The sequence below is a fragment of the Pseudanabaena minima str. Chao 2107 genome (assembly GCF_051131155.1).
Taxonomy (GTDB): domain Bacteria; phylum Cyanobacteriota; class Cyanobacteriia; order Pseudanabaenales; family Pseudanabaenaceae; genus Pseudanabaena; species Pseudanabaena minima.
The window spans coordinates 1,253,514-1,270,746 of sequence record NZ_CP159508.1 but is presented as its reverse complement, the minus strand read 5'-3'; the positions used below and the strand labels follow the sequence as shown (position 1 = coordinate 1,270,746).

Sequence of the window (17,233 nt, the reverse complement as noted above, 5' to 3'; positions counted from 1 at the left end):
ACAGACTATTTATTGCTCAAATTGTGGTATTTCTAGGGCAACTGGCGTAAATTCTAGTTGAACTGTGGCTTGTCGGACTTTGGCGGCGAAGGCGAGCGGATCGAGGTCGAATTGCTCGAATAGCTCACGTCCTCGTAGACAGCGTAATTCAGGATTTTCAGCAGCACCACTGACTACCCACAAGACAAAATCCTTGTTGCTACGAGCATTTTCAATCTCGATCGCCGAAATTGCAAAGGACTCGCGATCGCTGGTAAAGCTTTTAATCACCACTGCTTCGCAAAGATCATCTTTAGTACATTCCAGATCGTAACCGACTTGTGACTTATCTACCGATCGCACCATCCAACCTTCACGCATATACTGAGCCATCACCGAAATCATCGCCAGTTTTTCGGCAGTGCTAGGATCTTCGATGGAGAAAGGTATTGGCTTTTCGACAACTTTCTCAACAACACGATCTACAAATTTCTCAACTACGCGATCAACGACCTTCTCGACTTCAACTAATTTCTCCACCTCAACTATTTTTTCTACTTCTACAATCTTCTCAACCTCAACAATCTTTTCCACTTCCACAACCTTTTCCACAATCTTCTCAACTTCCACAATCTTTTCGATCGCTTCAGTCAAATTAGATATGGCAGTTTCAGCGTTAGAGATAGCGACTTCATTGGAGATTGGTTCCGTCGCCATAATGAGTCTGCTAGTCTCTTCATCATGATCGTCATTACTATCGGTACTCGTAGACATAGCTAGTGGCACTTCAGCAATAATTTCGGGCGGAGTATCTACAACAGCATTGGTGTCAGGTTCAGCAGCACTGATCGCATAGCTGCTTCTTGGTCTAGCCTTAGGCAAAGAGTCAATTGCAAGGGTTTCCAACAACTCTTTCGCTTTTTTTGCCTTTTCAGGTTTACCCTGAGTTTGATAGAGGACGATCGCTTTGCGGAAATCATCACCAGCAAGGGTTTCATCGGCAGTGTCAGGCTGAGAATAAGCTAAACCACGATAGTAATAGGCATCAACATTGCTAGGCTGTAACTCGATCGCATGGCTAAAGTCCCGAATCGATTCAGGAAATTCCTTAAGAATATAATGAGAGCGTCCTCGTCGAAATACTGCCAAATCTCGCTCAGGACTAATCTCAAGGGTTTTGCTATAGGCAGCGATCGCCTGTTCGTAGCTCTTAAGCTTGAAATAGGTATTACCTAAAGAAAAATGAGCATCGGCATAATTTGGATCAATGGCGATCGCCGCCTGAAAATCTGCCATCGCCTGCTGAAACTGTCCTAGCAAGAAATTAATTTCACCCCGCTTGTAATAGGCTAGCCTCGCCTTATCAGGACGCATAGAAATAGCCTTGCCATAGTCTCCCACCGCTTTGGCATATTCCCGCAAACTTACATGGGCATCACCTAGCCCCAAATATGCCTTGATAAAATTAGGGTTGAGTTTCAGCGCTTGCCGAAATGACTCCAACGCATCTTGAGGGAAACCCTGCTGAATATCCTCTAATCCCCAACGGTAATAAACATCAATCAGACTAATGCCCTTGCCCGCCCGAAAAGCCTTTTGGGTCTGACGTTCCCACTCGCGATCGAGCATTCGTACATATTCCTCACGAAATACACCTGCATCACTCTGTGGTTCGAGAGGCATTCCCTGAAAATGTGGCAACTGCTTTAAATAATCTGTCCTGAGAGGCTCGTCAAAGCTAACACAGGCATCCCAAGCCACCCATACCCGAAAATTATTAGCTTGTGAGTCAATGTCGTAGGCTTCGCTCAGTTCCCGATAACGAGCCGATCGCAGTTTGAGTTGATATTCACGATCCGCAGGAACTACAGTTCCTGAAGCAAAATAGCCCTGATTGGCACTACCGATTCGCTTAAAGTAAGCACGATCGCCCACCTTAAGTGTTTGAATGTTGCCGCAGTTCCACGTAACGATATACTGCTCCCCCTCAGAGATATCGGCGATCGCTTCACGAATAAAATCGCGAATCTCTGGTTCAGTCTGTTCGTTACACAGAAAAATTCTTGTGACCATAGGGCTATTATCTTACGTTTGAACTGATTGTATCTAGAAAATAGAGGGAGTGCTTGGCACTCCCTCTATTTTCTCAAATTTGAGCGTAAACGAGATCGGGACGCAAATCACGTGCGCCATTTAAATAAATATGTTTAATTTGGTGTTGCTCAAGCGGTGTATTTACGTGAATTAATACTCTGATACAGCGCTCTAAACTACCCTCAACATACATTTGCTGCACGTCTAAAAGTGGAACATTTTCCCATTGTGATCGCGATCGGGCGATTTTGGCAGGAAAGACCACATCAATATCTGTTGTTGCCGAAAAAGTAGCACTTACTATTTCGCGCGGATCAATATCATTTTGTGCCTCGATCTCCTCCATAAGCTCTAGCACAGCCCTCTCTAGGGCTTCGTATGTATTTGCCTCAACTGTTGTTGCACCACGAACGCCACGTACACGCCAACCCACGTTTTACACCATCCGTACTGTATGTAAGTGTTTTTGATGTTTAATCATATCCATCATTTATCAGATTACCCCTAAAAAACAATGTTAAGTTAATTGCGATCGCCTAAAACATAAAATCCCTAGTGAATATGATCAATGTTTTTAAAGTTTCGCCACTGATTCGGATTACTTTATTACTGTTATATACCGCGCTCACTGCTCCTTTGCCCTTTTTGAGCAACTTTACCCATGCGACGATTCCTGCCTCATGGTTAAGTATTGGCTTAGTAATCGGGTTTGTGTTTTTGTATGGGGCGCTTAGCGATCGCGTTATTCTTGATGATCAAGGGATTAGTTTGGTTTACCCACGCTGGTTTCCGAGTTTATTGCGTAAGGGTTGGTCATTGCCTTGGCAAAATATCAAAGCTCTCAAACCAAGGATTACTGGGCAGGGTGGCATTGTTTATTATTTTGTCAGCAAAGACTCAGAGCAGGCTTATTTATTACCAATGCGGGTAGTTGGCTTTACGCAATTAGTCAAACAGGTTGAAGAGCGCACAGGAATTGATACAAGAGATGTGCGTCCTCTGGCTCAGCCTTGGATGTATCTAATTTTGCTAATGTTTACTCTTTTATTACTCCTAATGGATAGCTGGACGATTTACACAGCCTTAACTCTTCCCCATTAGACTAAATCTAAAGGACGGTACTTAGCATGTAATTGAGCATTAACTACTATTGCCGCAATAATTTCCATGCAATATTGCATCATCATGCCGAACTCTTCATTAAAATGGTTTGGCTGAGGATGCGTCAGTGTAATAATCCCGATCGCCTCAATGCCATAGATTAAAGGAATTGCCAAAGCCGAGCGAGCAACATAGGGCTGATCTGGCAACTGTACCCAACGGTCGTCAGTAACCGCATCATAGATGATGCCGATCTGTCGATGGCGAAAAGCCCAGCCTGCTAAACCCTCATCTAAAACTTTAGAAATTACGGAATCTTTGCGATCTCTTGTCACAGGGCTTCTCGCCAATATACTCTCCTCAATCTGTCCATCTTCATTAATCAAAAAAATACTCCCTTCACCTGCATCAGTACATTGGGTGAGAATTTCCAAAGTCTGTTTGAGCGTAGCTTTAAGGATGAGGCTACCACTTATGGACTGAGCATAGGCGATCGAACTTTTGAGTAAATTTGTTTGTAACTTGATTGCAGCTTGAGACGCTATTAGTAGCGAATGCTCTTCTAAACTGGACTGGAAAGGAACCACGTTTAGGCGATTAGGGATTGAAGAGTCTTGTGAGTTGATTTTTGTCAGGTTCATATTTCAATGTGCTGCTTCAAAAAAAAGTGTAATCCGATTTTTGGGTTTACAGAGCTTTTTGCAGCAATTTATATGGCAACGTAAGTTTTGCTTAGGGCATAAAACCAAAAAGATGAATGGCGGCGCAAAGCGCCGCCATTCATCTTTTTGGTGCAAAACTTATGTTGCTATAGCAGGGTTGCTACCCCAAAATGTAAGTGGCGGCGCTTTGCACCGCCACTTACATTTTGGGGTTTGGTTTGCCCAATACTAATTTCGTTACTATGATCCAAACCTAATTTCGCCCTAGCTGATCTGACCTAATACCAATTACCGAAAGTGTAGCCACACTTTCGGTAATTAAAATCCAAACCCAGTAGGAGTTTTAAAATCACAAAATGGCTACGCCATTTTGTGATTTGGGATAGGATCGCTGACGTTTTGCTTCATAGAGCAGTAGAGCCGCACAAATAGCCACATTTAAGGACTCAACGCGATCGCTTTGAGGTATTGATACCGCTGCATCGGCAAGTTCAATTAATTCTGGTGATAGCCCATTACCCTCATTACCTAGCAAAATCAAAGTCGGTTGCGTAAAGTCATATTCCCAATAGGTTTTAGGCGCATTAGCTAACGTAGCAATTACTTTTATCCCTTGAGACTGCAATGTGCGAATATCCTCAGCGATATCTGTAGATGTTTGCATCGCACAACGAAACCATTGCCCTGCGGTAGCCCGAATAATTTTGGGATTAGTCAAATCTACACTGTCACTACTCACCAACATGCCGTCAATCCCCACAGCAACCGCCGATCGCACGATCGCACCAATATTTCCAGGATCTTGAATTGTTTCTAAGGCTAAGCCTAAGCTATTAATGTGGGCAATTTCGCGAGATGTTGTGCGAGATGGCATTAGAGCTGCCGCGATCGCCCCGTCAGGATTTTTGGTAGTGGCGATCGCTTGAAGTACTTCTTCGGAGACAATTTCTAGTCTTTCGATTTCCTCAGACCCTGCAATCTGTTCATACAAATCAGGATTGGCGGCGATCCATTTTTCGGTGCAACAAACTATTGAAAGCGGATAAGCTGTAGCGATCGCCTCTGTCAGGGCATGAGTTCCTTCTATTAAAAACAGCCCTTGTTCTTTCCGATCTTTAGCACTCTCACCAAGCGATCGTAGTTGCTTAACTAATGGATTTTTGGTACTGGTGAGCAATTGCTAATTCCTAGAGTAAATGTTCTTTCATTGACATTTTAATATAGCCGTGACTATAGCGTTTTTCAAGCAAGTGAGTTACAAAGGTTTGTTTCCCCCCTGTCTTCACTGGACTGATAAACGCTATATAAAGTTATTTTACGTAGAACAAGTATGTTTGGTCATAATGTTGCAATGTCATCTTGAAAGAGGATTAGGGAACCAAATCCCTACATTTTTGTACAGTTTATGTTCTTAAGCAAATAAACATTAGTATATTCTCAATAAGAGCTACTTTTGCGACTTTATTGAGAATAATATCCTAATTAAAAGATAGTTAAAACTCTTTCTAAACAAAGGTTTTACGGGCTTTAATTATCATCTTAAGTGTTACAAATATCTAAACGCAGTTAAGAAAAATATAACTTGCGGGGTACTATACAAAATATAGGGAGTCACCAATGGTTTGGGAGGATTGTATATGTCTAAAAATTTCTGGAATTCTTTAGCAATCGCTGCGGCTGTTATAATTCCAACAATTTCTGTGGGAGCGCTAGAAGCTTTAGCTCAAAATAGCTATGGTGCGATCGCTCGCTCTCCTTCAACTCAAGACAAAGGCTATTCTTGGAATTATCGAACTCGTGCAGCTGCTGAAAATAGAGCCTTGCAAGAATGTGAAAGTAGCTCTGCCCCAGGAGATTGTGAGGTGATGGTGTGGACTCGTAATGCTTGCATGTCGATCGCAGAGGGTAGCAACGGTGCAGCAGGAACTGCTTGGTCAACAAGCAGTAGACAAGCGGAAGCAACTGCTCGCAAAGTTTGCCGCGATTATGATGGCGTAGATTGTAGAGTAACACGCACAATATGTTTGCCTAAATAAACCCAAATAAATCAATAATAAAGAAAATGAGTCAAGCATTGCTTGACTCATTTTCTTTATTATTTAACTACCTTTTTCAAACTCTTTGCTATTACTTGAATCCCTATTTTTGCAATGTTTAGCGATCGTTCTCGGAGCTTGTATTGGTAGCTTCTTAAACGTGGTAATTTATCGCGTTCCTGCGGGGTTATCAATTTTGCATCCGCCTTCGCGTTGCCCCCATTGTCTGCGTCAACTTGCGTCCCGCGATAATATTCCGATTATTGGGTGGTTTTTGATTAGGGGAAAATGTCGTTATTGTCATACACCTGTGTCATGGCGCTATCCTGCGATCGAAGCGCTAACAGCATTTCTATTTTGGTGTGTGGCTTCATCTTTCGGAACTTCGATACCAGTCATAATTTTGTGTTTTTATGCCGCGTTTCTCAGTTGGTTACTAGCACTTGCCATGATTGACATTGACACAATGACATTGCCTAATTCCTTAACGCAATCAGGTTTGGTATTAGGTTTAATCTATCAAATTAGTCTAGCTTCGATTAATAGTGGCGATCGCCTTGCTTTTCCTACACTTTTACTATTTGGTATCGGTGGAGCCGTTCTAGGTATATGGCTTTTAGACATTATGCGAATTGCGGGTAGAGTCTTCCTCCAAAAAGAAGCAATGGGTGGTGGTGATCCAAAACTTGCGGCAATGATTGGTATGTGGTTAGGCTGGCAAAATGTTTTGCTGACGATTTTGATTGCTTCAGCGATCGGTACTCTTGTTGGGGTGATCGCCATACTTACCAAAGATTTAGGAAAACAACAGCCAATTCCATTTGGTCCATTTTTAGCCTTAGGCGGCGCAATTTCACTATTTTTTGGTAAGTCAATTCTTTCAACTTATCTTGGTTGGTTTGGGCTAGCTTAATATTCAACTTCTATACTGATCAGCAAAGACTTGTAGCTAATAGGCAATAAATAGCAAAAAGCCAATGCTCAAGAAGCTTTATGTACAAGAGGCAAAATCAAAGTCAGGAAGTAATACACCAAAGGGGCAGTAAACACATAGCTATCAGCACGATCAAGAATGCCGCCATGTCCTGGCATAATCTGCCCCGAATCTTTGACCCCAGCATCACGTTTCATCATCGATTCTGTCAGATCACCCAGTAACCCAGCGATCCCGATTAATAAGCCCAAAATTGCACCCGATAGCCACCACTCATACCATCCCAGACTAAAGGCCCAGATAATCGCCGTTAGGCAGCAGCACAATAACCCTGCGATCGCCCCTTCTACGGTTTTCTTGGGACTAATATCTGAAAGTCTGGTGCGTCCAAACACTTTGCCAAATATATAAGCCCCCACATCGGATGCCCAAATACAGCAAAAAGCCATCACTACATAAACTGCACCAGAGGATACGGGGAAAGTAATTCTCAACCATGAAAGCTGATCGAGATTGCGTAATTGATTAAAGAAATCAAACTGGTGCAGGCGATCGCTGACTTCAAAGATAGTGCCATCGCCGATCCCCCTAATCCTCACCCAAAAACTAGGTAGGTAGCCACCATAAAACAATCCCAATATTGACGCGGAAATATCAGAAATCGTGGCGATGCGTGGCTGAAATAACAGATAAAAGCAAATAAATGTTCCTGCGATCGGGATGACTGCATCCGCAAGATCAACCCTTATTTGTGAAACGATGAGCAATGCTAAACTAACGAAGATCGTGATCTTGCTGGCTGGGACAATTTCCTTGGCTCGTACCAATGCAAAATATTCCATCTCACCAAAAACCACCAGCAATGCAAATGCTGCGGTGAACGCCCATCCACCTAGGGCGATCGCCGCTAGTACGAGGGGAATAACTAATAAAGCACTGATAATGCGAGTCCAAGGCATGAAAATAGCACAACTGAGAAAGTGGATATGGGCAATTTACACAAAGCTAGACATTGTGCTACCTCAGAAGTAAATATACTCCTATCAACAGTTGAAGCAACAAAATCGTTATGCAAATTTGCGAATTCTAGTATTTTTGAGAAGATTGTTTATAGGCTTTGTCGGTAGATTGTATCTGTATATCTTTAAAATCTGACTGAATGCACTATGTCTAAAACCTATTACGCCATCCTCGGACTCACTCCTTGGGCAAGTGAAATCGATATTCGTCGAGCCTATCGCGATCTGAGCAAGCTTTATCATCCTGATACGACCCAATTGCCTAAAGATGAAGCAGTGGAAAACTTTCGCCAAATTAATGAAGCCTATGCCACACTTAGCAATGCCGAGCGTCGCAGTGCCTATGATCGGCGTATTCAGTTTTCACGATTTCAGTACGCAACCTTTGATAATGGTGTAAAATCCCAAAATCAAATACCCAAAAATCTCCAAACAGCAGATGATGATGGTCTACCTAGTGAGCGTCCATTATCTGGTGGTGAACTATTTTCACTCTTGTTAATTGGTGCTACGCTAGTTGCTTGTTTAGTGTTAGTTGTTTTAGTCGCCCTACTAAGAGGTGATCGCCTATTACCTGAAGCGATCGCACCTATATCAGCTTTTGTGATTTACTTCTCATAACAATTTTCTATCAATTCTTATAACCTCGTCTGCTATGGCGCTTCCCTCTCCTACAACACCACTCTATAATCATCCCTTGCCTGCTCTTGAAGCATGGCTAGACGAGCAGGGATGTTATCAAGATCAGTCCAACCCTAATGTCTGGCGCGTTACGCGATCATCATGGCAAGCAGAAATCGTGATGGATGTTGAAGATATCCGTGTGCGCTATATCCAAGATGCCTATGGTGGCAAAGAAATTCAACGCGCATTTCCCTATTCCCTCAGTCGCCAAGATGTTGAAGATGCAATTTTTACGGGTCCCTAGCCAAAAAAATTAGCAATATTCTGAAAGTTTGTTACTATGTAATCAAGCAAGACATAAATGACGAAACTATACATAAGTCACTTCATCGTCTTAGCAAAAGTTTTCCACCTAATTTGATGTTTTTATTTTGGAGGTTCATTGAGTAGGAAATATAACGTTGCCATTCTTGGAGCAACAGGCGCAGTTGGTACAGAGCTTCTGGCTTTGCTAGGAGAAAGAAATTTTCCTTTAGATAAGTTGAAGCTTTTGGCTTCAGAGCGATCAGCTGGTAAGTCGATCTCCTTTGCAGGGCAAGATTTAATTATTGAGGCTGTTACCGAATCATCTTTTGATGATGTGGATATTGTGCTTGCTTCCGCAGGTGGGAGTATTTCTAAGAAATGGCTACCGATCGCGGCTAAGGCAGGAGCTATTTCCATTGATAACTCCAGTGCTTTTCGGATGCACCCCGATGTCCCACTGGTTGTGCCAGAGGTCAATCCTGAAGCGGCTACACAGCACAAAGGCATCATTGCCAATCCTAACTGCACGACCATTTTGATGACCGTAGCCATATATCCACTACATCAAGTACAACCAATCCAGCGCATTGTCGTCTCTACGTACCAGTCAGCAAGTGGCGCAGGTGCAAGAGCGATGGAAGAGGTAAAAGTGCAATCTCAAGCAATTCTCGATGGTAAGCCAGCCATACCTGAGGTTCTTCCCTACCCACTCGCTTTTAATCTGTTCCCACATAATTCGCCAATGACTGAAAATTCCTATTGCGAGGAAGAGATGAAAATGGTGAATGAAACTCGCAAGATCATTGGCGATCAAGATATTCGGATCACGGCTACCTGTGTACGGGTTCCCGTATTGCGAGCACATTCTGAAGCGCTTAATCTAGAGTTTGCTCATCCCTTTAATCCAGACAAGGCTAGAGAAATTCTGGCTACGGCGGCTGGTGTGAAGTTGGTGGAAGACTTTACTAAAAATTATTTTCCAATGCCGATTGATGCTAGTGGTAAGGATGACGTGTTAGTAGGGCGAATTCGTCAAGACATCTCTCACCCTAATGGTTTGGAATTATGGATATGCGGTGATCAAATTCGCAAAGGGGCAGCTTTAAACGCAGTCCAGATCGCTGAGTTACTGATTGCTAAGGCTCTCATCTAATCCAATAAACAGTGCAAAACACTATTTTTAGCTAGCAAAATTTGGTTAGCAAGTCTCTATTTATGAGTATCTATGAATGAAATCGATTTCGGACGTTTACTAACAGCAATGATTACTCCTTTCGATAGAGAAGGGAATGTCGATTATGTGAAAGCAGAACAGCTTGCCATGCATTTGGTTGAGACGGGAACTGATACGATTGTCGTGTGCGGTACGACAGGCGAATCGCCAACCCTGAGTTGGGATGAGGAATACAAATTGTTTTCGGTGTTACAGCAGGCGATCGCTGGTAAAGCGAAGATCATGGCAGGTACAGGATCAAATTCCACTTCTGAAGCGATCGAGGCTACTCAAAAAGCCGCACATCTCGGATTAGATGGTACACTGCAAGTAACACCGTATTACAATAAGCCTCCGCAAGAAGGTTTATATCAACATTTTCGAGCGATCGCTGAAGCTGCTCCAGAGCTTCCGATTCTTCTCTATAATGTTCCTAGTCGCACAGGCTGCAAACTAGAACCTGAGACTGTTGCCAAATTAGCTGAGATTCCTAATATTATTGGGATTAAAGAAGCAACAGGTGATTTAGATCAAGCCAGCCAAATTCGCGCCCTCACACCAGCCGATTTTGCGATCTATTCAGGCGATGACTCTCTGACATTGCCATTAATGGCTGTGGGTGCAAAGGGAGTGGTTAGCGTTGCCTCCCATCTAGTTGGCAAACAACTTCAGACAATGATGCAATCCTTTGCCGTAGGTAAAGTTCAAGAAGCATTGCAAATTCATATTCAACTTTTTCCTTTGTTTAAAGCTTTATTTTTAACTAGTAATCCGATTCCTCTCAAGTTAGCTTTGCGCTTATTGGGATTAGATACAGGTGTAGTGCGATCACCTCTAGTTTCTGGTAATGCTGAACTTGAAGCAAAGCTCAAGGTTGTATTAGAAAAAGTTGGAATTCTTTCCTAATAGTGGCTGACAACTTCAAATCTAGAGACATAAAGTTTTATTGCTTCTGATAATTATGAACTTGGGGGGGAATGCACCTTTTTAGTCATTCTATCTAAGTATTTATAACCGCAGAGTTTGACTTCACCCCATTAAATTGAATCACTTTGAGTATTCAGAATATTCAATTTTTACCTTTTGACCTTTTACTTTTTCCTTTACATAAGAGATAACCTATGACTACATCTAACACACCAGCTCTCAAAATTATCGCCCTCGGTGGACTCCATGAAATTGGCAAAAATACATGGGTATTTGAATATAACGACGAAATCATGCTCCTTGATGGGGGATTGTCTTTCCCTGACAATATGATGCCAGGAGTAAACGTCGTATTGCCTGATATGACTTATTTACGTGAAAACAAACATAAGATTAAGGGCATGATCGTCACCCATGGTCACGAAGATCATATTGGTGCAATTTCCTTCCATTTGAAGCAGTTTGAAATTCCTGTTATTTATGGTCCTCGCTTAGCAATGGCATTGCTCGAAGACAAACTGCGTGAAGCAGGGGTTCTAAATCGTACCGAACTACGTCGCGTTATGCCCCGTGATATTGTCCGTGTCGGCACTAACTTTTTTGTAGAATTCATTCGCAATACGCACTCGATCGCCGATAGTTTCTCGATCGCGATTAATACACCTGCGGGGATGGTGATTCACTCTGGTGACTTCAAAATTGACCATACTCCCGTTGATGGTGAATTCTTTGATCTTGCTCGCCTTGCCGAACATGGCGAAAAAGGTGTATTGGCTTTGATTAGTGACTCTACTAATGCTGAACGTCCAGGCATTACACCTTCGGAAAGGGCTGTATATCCCAACCTTGAGAAGTACATCATGATGGCTCAAGGTCGGGTGATTATTACCACTTTTGCCTCTTCGGTTCATCGCGTCAACATGATTTTGGATATTGCCGATAAGCAAGGTCGTGTCGTCGGTGTCGTCGGCAGATCAATGCTGAACGTGATTGCCCATGCGCGTAATCTCGGTTACATCAAGTGCCGCGACGATTTATTCCAACCTTTGCAAAATCTCCGTCATTATCGTGATGATCAAATTCTGATTTTGACTACTGGTTCTCAAGGTGAGCCAATGTCAGCATTAACACGCATGTCTAATTGCAGTCACAAGCAACTCGAAGTACGTCAAGGCGATACAGTGATCTTCTCCGCCAATCCGATTCCTGGCAATACAATTCCAGTTGTGCGGACGATCGATCGCTTAATGGCGCTAGGTGCAAATGTAATTTACGGTAATGACAAAGGTATTCACGTTTCGGGGCATGGTTCTCAAGAAGAACATAAGATGATGTTGGCGCTTGTGCGTCCGAAGTTCTTCTTCCCTGCTCATGGTGAATTGAGAATGCTCAGACAACACGCCAAGATGGCGGAAGCAATGGGCATGCCTAGCGAAAATATCGTGATTGCCGAAAATGGTGATGTTGTCGAAGTTTGCCAAAACTACATGAAGATCGTCGATAAAGTTCCTTCTGGCGTTGAGCTAGTCGATTCTTCTCGCGACGGGATGGTTAAAGGTGATGTATTACGCGATCGCCAACAGATTTCTGGTGAAGGTATCTTCTCGATCGCGGTATCCGTTGGGCTGGATGGTAAGCTTGCCACATCTCCTGATATTCAACTAAGCGGTGTAGTTCTACCGATGGAACATTCGCAGATTATTGCTCTAGTTGCGAAGGCGATCGAGAACTCTTTGGCTAATTCTTGGGGTAACTTTGCCCGTAACGTTGGTTCTTTAGAAGTTGATTGGACTGGCTTACGTGGACAACTTGAACGTGATCTCACCCGTGTCTTGCGTCAACAAATCCAAAGCAAACCAGTAATCGTGTTCCTACTGCAAACACCTCCAAATTCTACACAATCTGCACCAGTCCCCGCCGCGAAGCCCAATGCTTTGGGTGTGACTTTAAAAGCAGGTAGTGGCAAAGTAATTCCTAAGATTGAGAATGGAAGTAATGGTAACGGTGCTGCGGCGAATAGTGAAGTGACAACTACAGGTACTGCCACTGCTAGCGCTGGCAGACGTAAGCGCACTGCGGCAACTGTCTAAATGAATCCCTCGCCGCAAGGGGACGGGGTATCAAATTCTTTTTTACTAGAATTTACTCACACCGCAGAGCGGTGGGGTATTTACCCTCTTTGTTCAAATAAAAACTCATAAATAAAGGCGGTGCTTCGCGCCGCCTTTATTTTATGGATTTAAAGGCTTTGTTGCATGAATAAGAAGAAGACAGAAGATTGAGGAAATTAGGATAGATAATTAACGATTAACAGGAGAGGAGAGAGGTTTGGCAAGTTGAATCATGCGATTAAGAGCAGCACATTTGATGAACAACTCAACCGCCTGATTGTCAAATTTAAGAGAACATAAAGTAGCACCAAAGATTTTTTTGAACCGAAACATTGCGTTTTCTGCTAAAGAACGGGGCGCTATTTGGTACTTCATTCATCATTACAATACCTCTCTTTTTGCTTGAACATTACTTTGCATCACTACCATTTTTGCTAGCGACAATCGCTTCGACTGTTTTTTTTGACAGTGTAAAGCATCCATCGTAAAAACATGATTTTCTAACTTAAGCTGTGATAGCAACTGTTGAATGACGCTAATTTCACTCTCTTTTTTGTTTTCCGTCACCGCAGTGGCAACTACTGTGCCTTGTTGTTGTGAAAATAGGGACACCATACTGATAAAGTTCTGTTGGCTGTTATCGCAATTACTGACTGTATTTCGCAGGCTTTTGCCATCTCCTGCTATGGCTACTCCTGTGGCTATGATTTGCCTCTGTGCCCATTTGTTAAATGCACTGTTAAGCCGTTCATAGTCTATTTCCATCATTACTCTTCTCATGGTTGAGTAGGATGGTACTGTTTTTTGTTTGAGGGCTAGTCTTTGGATTAGGTCTCGTCGATGTCTCTCCGCAAATCTTCCCCATCCTTGAATACTCTGAGACCCACTCATGATTGCCATGATCACTATCAGCAAGATTTGCCACAATTCATCGCGACTCCCTTTTGCCTGTCGTGGATCTGCTATCTCTTGCAGGTAATCAACTAGGCTGTTACTCATTTTTTGGTTTGTTTGACTTGATTAGATTAAATTATTACAAACACATCTTTAAATCTGTCTCTAGCCTTTTTCTGTTCCCTCCTGACCTTTCTTGAAATAGCCCTGCCCTTTACAAGGGGAGGGCTAGGGAGGTATTCTAACTTAAAGCCATCAATTCAGGATCTTGGAATAGTGGTGTACTCAAGTAACGTTCTCCAAAACTAGGCTGAATCATCACTACCATTTTGCCAGCATTTTCAGGACGCTTGGCAATCTGCACGGCAGCATAAAGCGCCGCACCGCTAGAAATACCCGATAGCAGCCCTTCTTCTCTTGCTAGTCTTCTACCAAAGGCGATCGCTTGATCATCAGACACAGGAATAATCTCATCAATCAATTCTGTTTTCAAAACTTCAGGAATAAAGCCTGCGCCAATACCTTGGATTTTGTGAGGACCTGGACGATTACCTGCTAAGACTTGGCTATTGGCTGGCTCAACTGCGATCGCCTTAAACGATGACTTACGTGATTTGATTACTTCAGCAACACCCGTAATTGTGCCACCAGTTCCCACTCCCGAAATCAAGAAGTCAATCTGTCCATCGGTATCTTCCCAAATCTCTTCAGCAGTAGTCTTGCGATGAATCGCTGGATTGGAAGGATTGCGGAACTGTTGCAGCATATAGGCATCAGGAGTGCTTTCACTAATTTCCTTAGCGCGTCTAATTGCGCCGCCCATGCCTTCAGTCCCAGGTGTTAATTCAAGGGTGGCTCCGTAGGCGCGTAACATTGATCGCCTTTCCATACTCATGGTTTCGGGCATGGTCAGAATTAATTTATATCCCTTAGCGGCTGCTACCATCGCCAGCGCAATCCCTGTATTGCCTGAAGTTGGCTCGACCAAAATTGTCTTATTAGGCGAAATTAAGCCCTGTTCTTCGGCTTCTTGGATCATGTTCACGCCGATCCGATCCTTAACTGAGGCGGCGGGATTCATGCCCTCTAGTTTGACGATAATTCGTGCCACACAGCCTTCAGCCTTGGGAATACGCTGCAATTCGACTAGGGGGGTACGACCGACTAATTCAGTAATGTTATTGGCGATTTTCATAGATAAAAGCTTAAATGATTGCGGGTAAATGAGCTTGTAGTCAACTTTAGAGCATTTTTGAGGTCTTTGGAATTTCTTGATGCAATGAAGCGATCGCTACTTTTATGCCCCAAAAGCTACACACACTAACTCTTTTCGGGTTTAATAAGGATATTGCGATCGCAAGAATTTTTCACAACATCATCACAAACTTATTAATTAATATTAAATAAACTCCTATGGCTGCTACTTTAAAAGATTTTTTAGAAGAATGTCACACTCTTGGCTTAGTGCGTCTGATCGTCACCAGTGATGCGGGTGTTCTGGAGGCAAGGGTAAATATCGAGAAGTTGTTTTACGCGGAACTCCCCAAGGGCAAGTATGCGAATATGCATTCTGAGCATATCGAGTTTCACCTGAACATGGACAAAATCACCGATGTCCGCTTTGAAACCGCCGAAGCCAAACGCGGCAATTTCACCACCTACGCAATTCGTTTCCTTGATGCTGATGACAAGGCGCAGATGAGTGCTTTCCTACAATGGGGTAAACCAGGGGAATATGCCGAAGGTCAGGTCGATGCATGGTCTGCGCTCAAAGATAAGTACGGCGAAACTTGGAAACCAGAACCTGTTGAGAGTGTATAAATATTTTTGAGATGATTTGTAAAAATACCCAGAGCTATTAAATTCTCATGAAAATACTAAGGGAAATAAGTCGTGGTGGTTTTGGTCGAGTTGAGCTAGTTGAATTAGATACAAGTAGTATTGTTGCTAGAAAAGTATTTGATCCTGTTCCTAGTATTTTAGACGCATCTGAACTACCAAAGTTAAAAAAGCGATTTCAAAGAGAAGTCAAAGTCCAAAATTCACTAAGTAGTGATTATTTTATGTCAGTTCTCGATGCTGATCTTGATGCTGAGACCCCTTGGTTTACTATGCCACTTGCAGATCGAAACCTTTCGGAAGAACTAGAGGAATCTCGTAAAAATGGTAATATTCCTCTAGAAGCATTGTCAGACATTCTAAATGCGCTAGAAGAACTTCATTCACTCGGCTATGTTCATCGCGATCTTAAGCCTCAAAACATCCTTTTGCATGAAAACCGTTGGAAGTTATCAGATTTTGGTTTAGTACTTCCTGTTTCAGGTGCTACTACCAAATTGACATCTATTGATTCATCTTGGGGAACTATGGGCTACTGCGCTCCAGAACAGGCAGAAGACTTTCGTAATGCTACACCTAGCGTAGATATTTATGCTTTTGGGTGCATACTACATGATCTATTTGCAGGATTTCCTCGTGTACCTTATCAACGTTATACAATACAACATCCTGTAGGCATGATAATTGAAAAATGTACAGAGATAGAACCCAAAAAGCGATTTAAAAATATTACTTCACTACGCGGTACACTTCTCAAGCTATTATCAGAATCGCAAAGTCTTACTCCTAGCCCTAGCGCTAAAGAATGGGAAGGAAAACTGCAAAATCTATCTAATTGGAATATTCAACAATTGGAAGATTTTGCAAGATTTATGAAATCAACTCAAGATGAATCTGATTTGTGGGTTGTATGTCGGGCAATTGATGAAGAAGTTTTGCGTACTCTTTGCTCAATAGATAGAGAACTTTGGCAATTAATAGCTCAAGAATATTGTGATTGGTCACATGGCTCATTTAACTTCGACTACTGCGATGTGATTATCAGGAGATTGGAAGTGATTTTTGAGTTGGGCAATCTTGATGTCAAATCATCTGCTGCTATAGCAAGTGCCACTTTAGGATGGTCTCATCATCGCTGGTTTGTCATGGGAAAAGTTCTATTTATGCTGGGTGCAAATCTAGATAATTTGGTAGCACAGCGAATTGCAATAGAAATAAGTGTCGAAGAAGTTTACAAACAATTTATTTCTTGTGCAGAGTTTCTCAAACGAAGTGTCAATGATTACCATCCTCAAATTGCTGAAGTTTTGATTGAGTATCAAAAAAAATAGTTGTCTTCTAGTTGTATTTCAGTAAAACATCTTAAATCCTTAAAAGATTTAAGATACCAATCTGATTTTTGTGGAGTAGTGATCGTGATTTTGAATGTTGAGGTTGCGATCGCGATGTTTTGTTTGTTGAGATGGACAGTCTGTATTAACCAAGTGACTCAAT

General features: G+C 42.5%; 17 protein-coding genes and 1 pseudogene. 10 read left to right on the top strand and 8 right to left on the bottom strand.

Annotated features, from left to right (window positions below; genetic code table 11):
• Positions 1-9: 9 nt before the first annotated feature.
• Positions 10-2,052, bottom strand: coding sequence for a tetratricopeptide repeat protein (locus ABM313_RS05490; protein ID WP_434686679.1), 2,043 nt, complete (start codon positions 2,050-2,052; stop codon positions 10-12).
• 73 nt (positions 2,053-2,125) lie between these two features.
• A complete protein-coding gene (aroH, locus tag ABM313_RS05485; protein ID WP_094533703.1) occupies positions 2,126-2,506 on the bottom strand; it encodes a chorismate mutase in 381 nt (126 codons plus the stop codon).
• 128 nt (positions 2,507-2,634) lie between these two features.
• Here aroH and ABM313_RS05480 point away from each other — a divergent pair, with 128 nt between their 5' ends.
• On the top strand, positions 2,635-3,174 hold the full coding sequence (locus ABM313_RS05480) for a hypothetical protein (RefSeq protein WP_323262922.1): 540 nt from the start codon (positions 2,635-2,637) through the stop codon (positions 3,172-3,174).
• Here the strand turns inward: ABM313_RS05480 and ABM313_RS05475 are convergent.
• Positions 3,171-3,815, bottom strand: a complete 645-nt coding sequence (locus ABM313_RS05475; protein WP_434686678.1) for a GAF domain-containing protein — start codon at positions 3,813-3,815, stop codon at positions 3,171-3,173. The genes ABM313_RS05480 and ABM313_RS05475 overlap by 4 nt on opposite strands.
• A 370-nt stretch (positions 3,816-4,185) precedes the next feature.
• Complete coding sequence (locus ABM313_RS05470; protein ID WP_434686677.1) at positions 4,186-5,013, bottom strand: TrmH family RNA methyltransferase; 828 nt, start codon at positions 5,011-5,013, stop codon at positions 4,186-4,188.
• A 460-nt stretch (positions 5,014-5,473) separates the two neighbouring features.
• Between ABM313_RS05470 and ABM313_RS05465 the strand changes: the two genes are divergently transcribed.
• Both ABM313_RS05465 and ABM313_RS05460 read left to right on the top strand, forming a co-directional pair.
• A complete protein-coding gene (locus ABM313_RS05465) occupies positions 5,474-5,872 on the top strand; it encodes a DUF4189 domain-containing protein (RefSeq protein ID WP_434686676.1) in 399 nt (132 codons plus the stop codon).
• 85 nt (positions 5,873-5,957) lie between these two features.
• Positions 5,958-6,785: a prepilin peptidase gene (locus ABM313_RS05460; RefSeq protein WP_434686675.1), complete on the top strand. Its 828-nt coding sequence runs from the start codon at positions 5,958-5,960 to the stop codon at positions 6,783-6,785.
• Between the two features lie 68 nt (positions 6,786-6,853).
• On the opposite strand, the gene ABM313_RS05455 is transcribed toward ABM313_RS05460, so the two are convergent.
• Entirely contained in the window at positions 6,854-7,765 is a 912-nt protein-coding gene (locus ABM313_RS05455) for a phosphatidate cytidylyltransferase (RefSeq protein WP_434686674.1), read from the bottom strand.
• Positions 7,766-7,972: 207 nt separating this feature from the next.
• On the opposite strand from ABM313_RS05455, the gene ABM313_RS05450 reads away from it, so the two are divergent.
• The 5 genes from ABM313_RS05450 (at position 7,973) to ABM313_RS05430 (ending at position 12,985) form a co-directional block, all read left to right on the top strand.
• Positions 7,973-8,446 (top strand): J domain-containing protein, encoded by a 474-nt coding sequence (locus tag ABM313_RS05450; RefSeq protein ID WP_434686673.1) that lies wholly within the window; start codon positions 7,973-7,975, stop codon positions 8,444-8,446.
• A gap of 34 nt (positions 8,447-8,480) precedes the next feature.
• The gene (locus ABM313_RS05445) at positions 8,481-8,753 is read left to right on the top strand and encodes a DUF3143 domain-containing protein (protein ID WP_094533689.1); all 273 of its coding nucleotides are present in this window, start codon (positions 8,481-8,483) and stop codon (positions 8,751-8,753) included.
• A 138-nt stretch (positions 8,754-8,891) separates the two neighbouring features.
• Positions 8,892-9,908 carry an aspartate-semialdehyde dehydrogenase gene (locus tag ABM313_RS05440; RefSeq protein WP_434686672.1) on the top strand — a complete coding sequence of 339 codons (1,017 nt, stop codon included), beginning with the start codon at positions 8,892-8,894 and terminating at the stop codon, positions 9,906-9,908.
• Between the two features lie 72 nt (positions 9,909-9,980).
• Positions 9,981-10,874, top strand: a complete 894-nt coding sequence (dapA, locus tag ABM313_RS05435; RefSeq protein WP_434686671.1) for a 4-hydroxy-tetrahydrodipicolinate synthase — start codon at positions 9,981-9,983, stop codon at positions 10,872-10,874.
• A 215-nt stretch (positions 10,875-11,089) separates the two neighbouring features.
• Positions 11,090-12,985, top strand: a complete 1,896-nt coding sequence (locus ABM313_RS05430; RefSeq protein WP_434686670.1) for a ribonuclease J — start codon at positions 11,090-11,092, stop codon at positions 12,983-12,985.
• A 210-nt stretch (positions 12,986-13,195) separates the two neighbouring features.
• Here ABM313_RS05430 and ABM313_RS05425 read toward each other — a convergent pair.
• From ABM313_RS05425 to cysK, 3 genes and pseudogenes are all read right to left on the bottom strand, one after another.
• Positions 13,196-13,360, bottom strand: a pseudogene (locus tag ABM313_RS05425) (IS5/IS1182 family transposase); the annotation flags it as partial.
• 27 nt (positions 13,361-13,387) lie between these two features.
• Complete coding sequence (locus tag ABM313_RS05420; protein ID WP_434686669.1) at positions 13,388-14,005, bottom strand: ISAs1 family transposase; 618 nt, start codon at positions 14,003-14,005, stop codon at positions 13,388-13,390.
• Positions 14,006-14,141: 136 nt separating this feature from the next.
• A complete protein-coding gene (cysK, locus tag ABM313_RS05415; protein ID WP_434686668.1) occupies positions 14,142-15,095 on the bottom strand; it encodes a cysteine synthase A in 954 nt (317 codons plus the stop codon).
• Positions 15,096-15,313: 218 nt separating this feature from the next.
• Here cysK and ABM313_RS05410 point away from each other — a divergent pair, with 218 nt between their 5' ends.
• Complete coding sequence (locus ABM313_RS05410) at positions 15,314-15,721, top strand: ChuX/HutX family heme-like substrate-binding protein (RefSeq protein ID WP_434686667.1); 408 nt, start codon at positions 15,314-15,316, stop codon at positions 15,719-15,721.
• Positions 15,722-15,768: 47 nt separating this feature from the next.
• Positions 15,769-17,070: a serine/threonine protein kinase gene (locus ABM313_RS05405; protein WP_434686666.1), complete on the top strand. Its 1,302-nt coding sequence runs from the start codon at positions 15,769-15,771 to the stop codon at positions 17,068-17,070.
• Positions 17,071-17,233 lie beyond the last annotated feature (163 nt).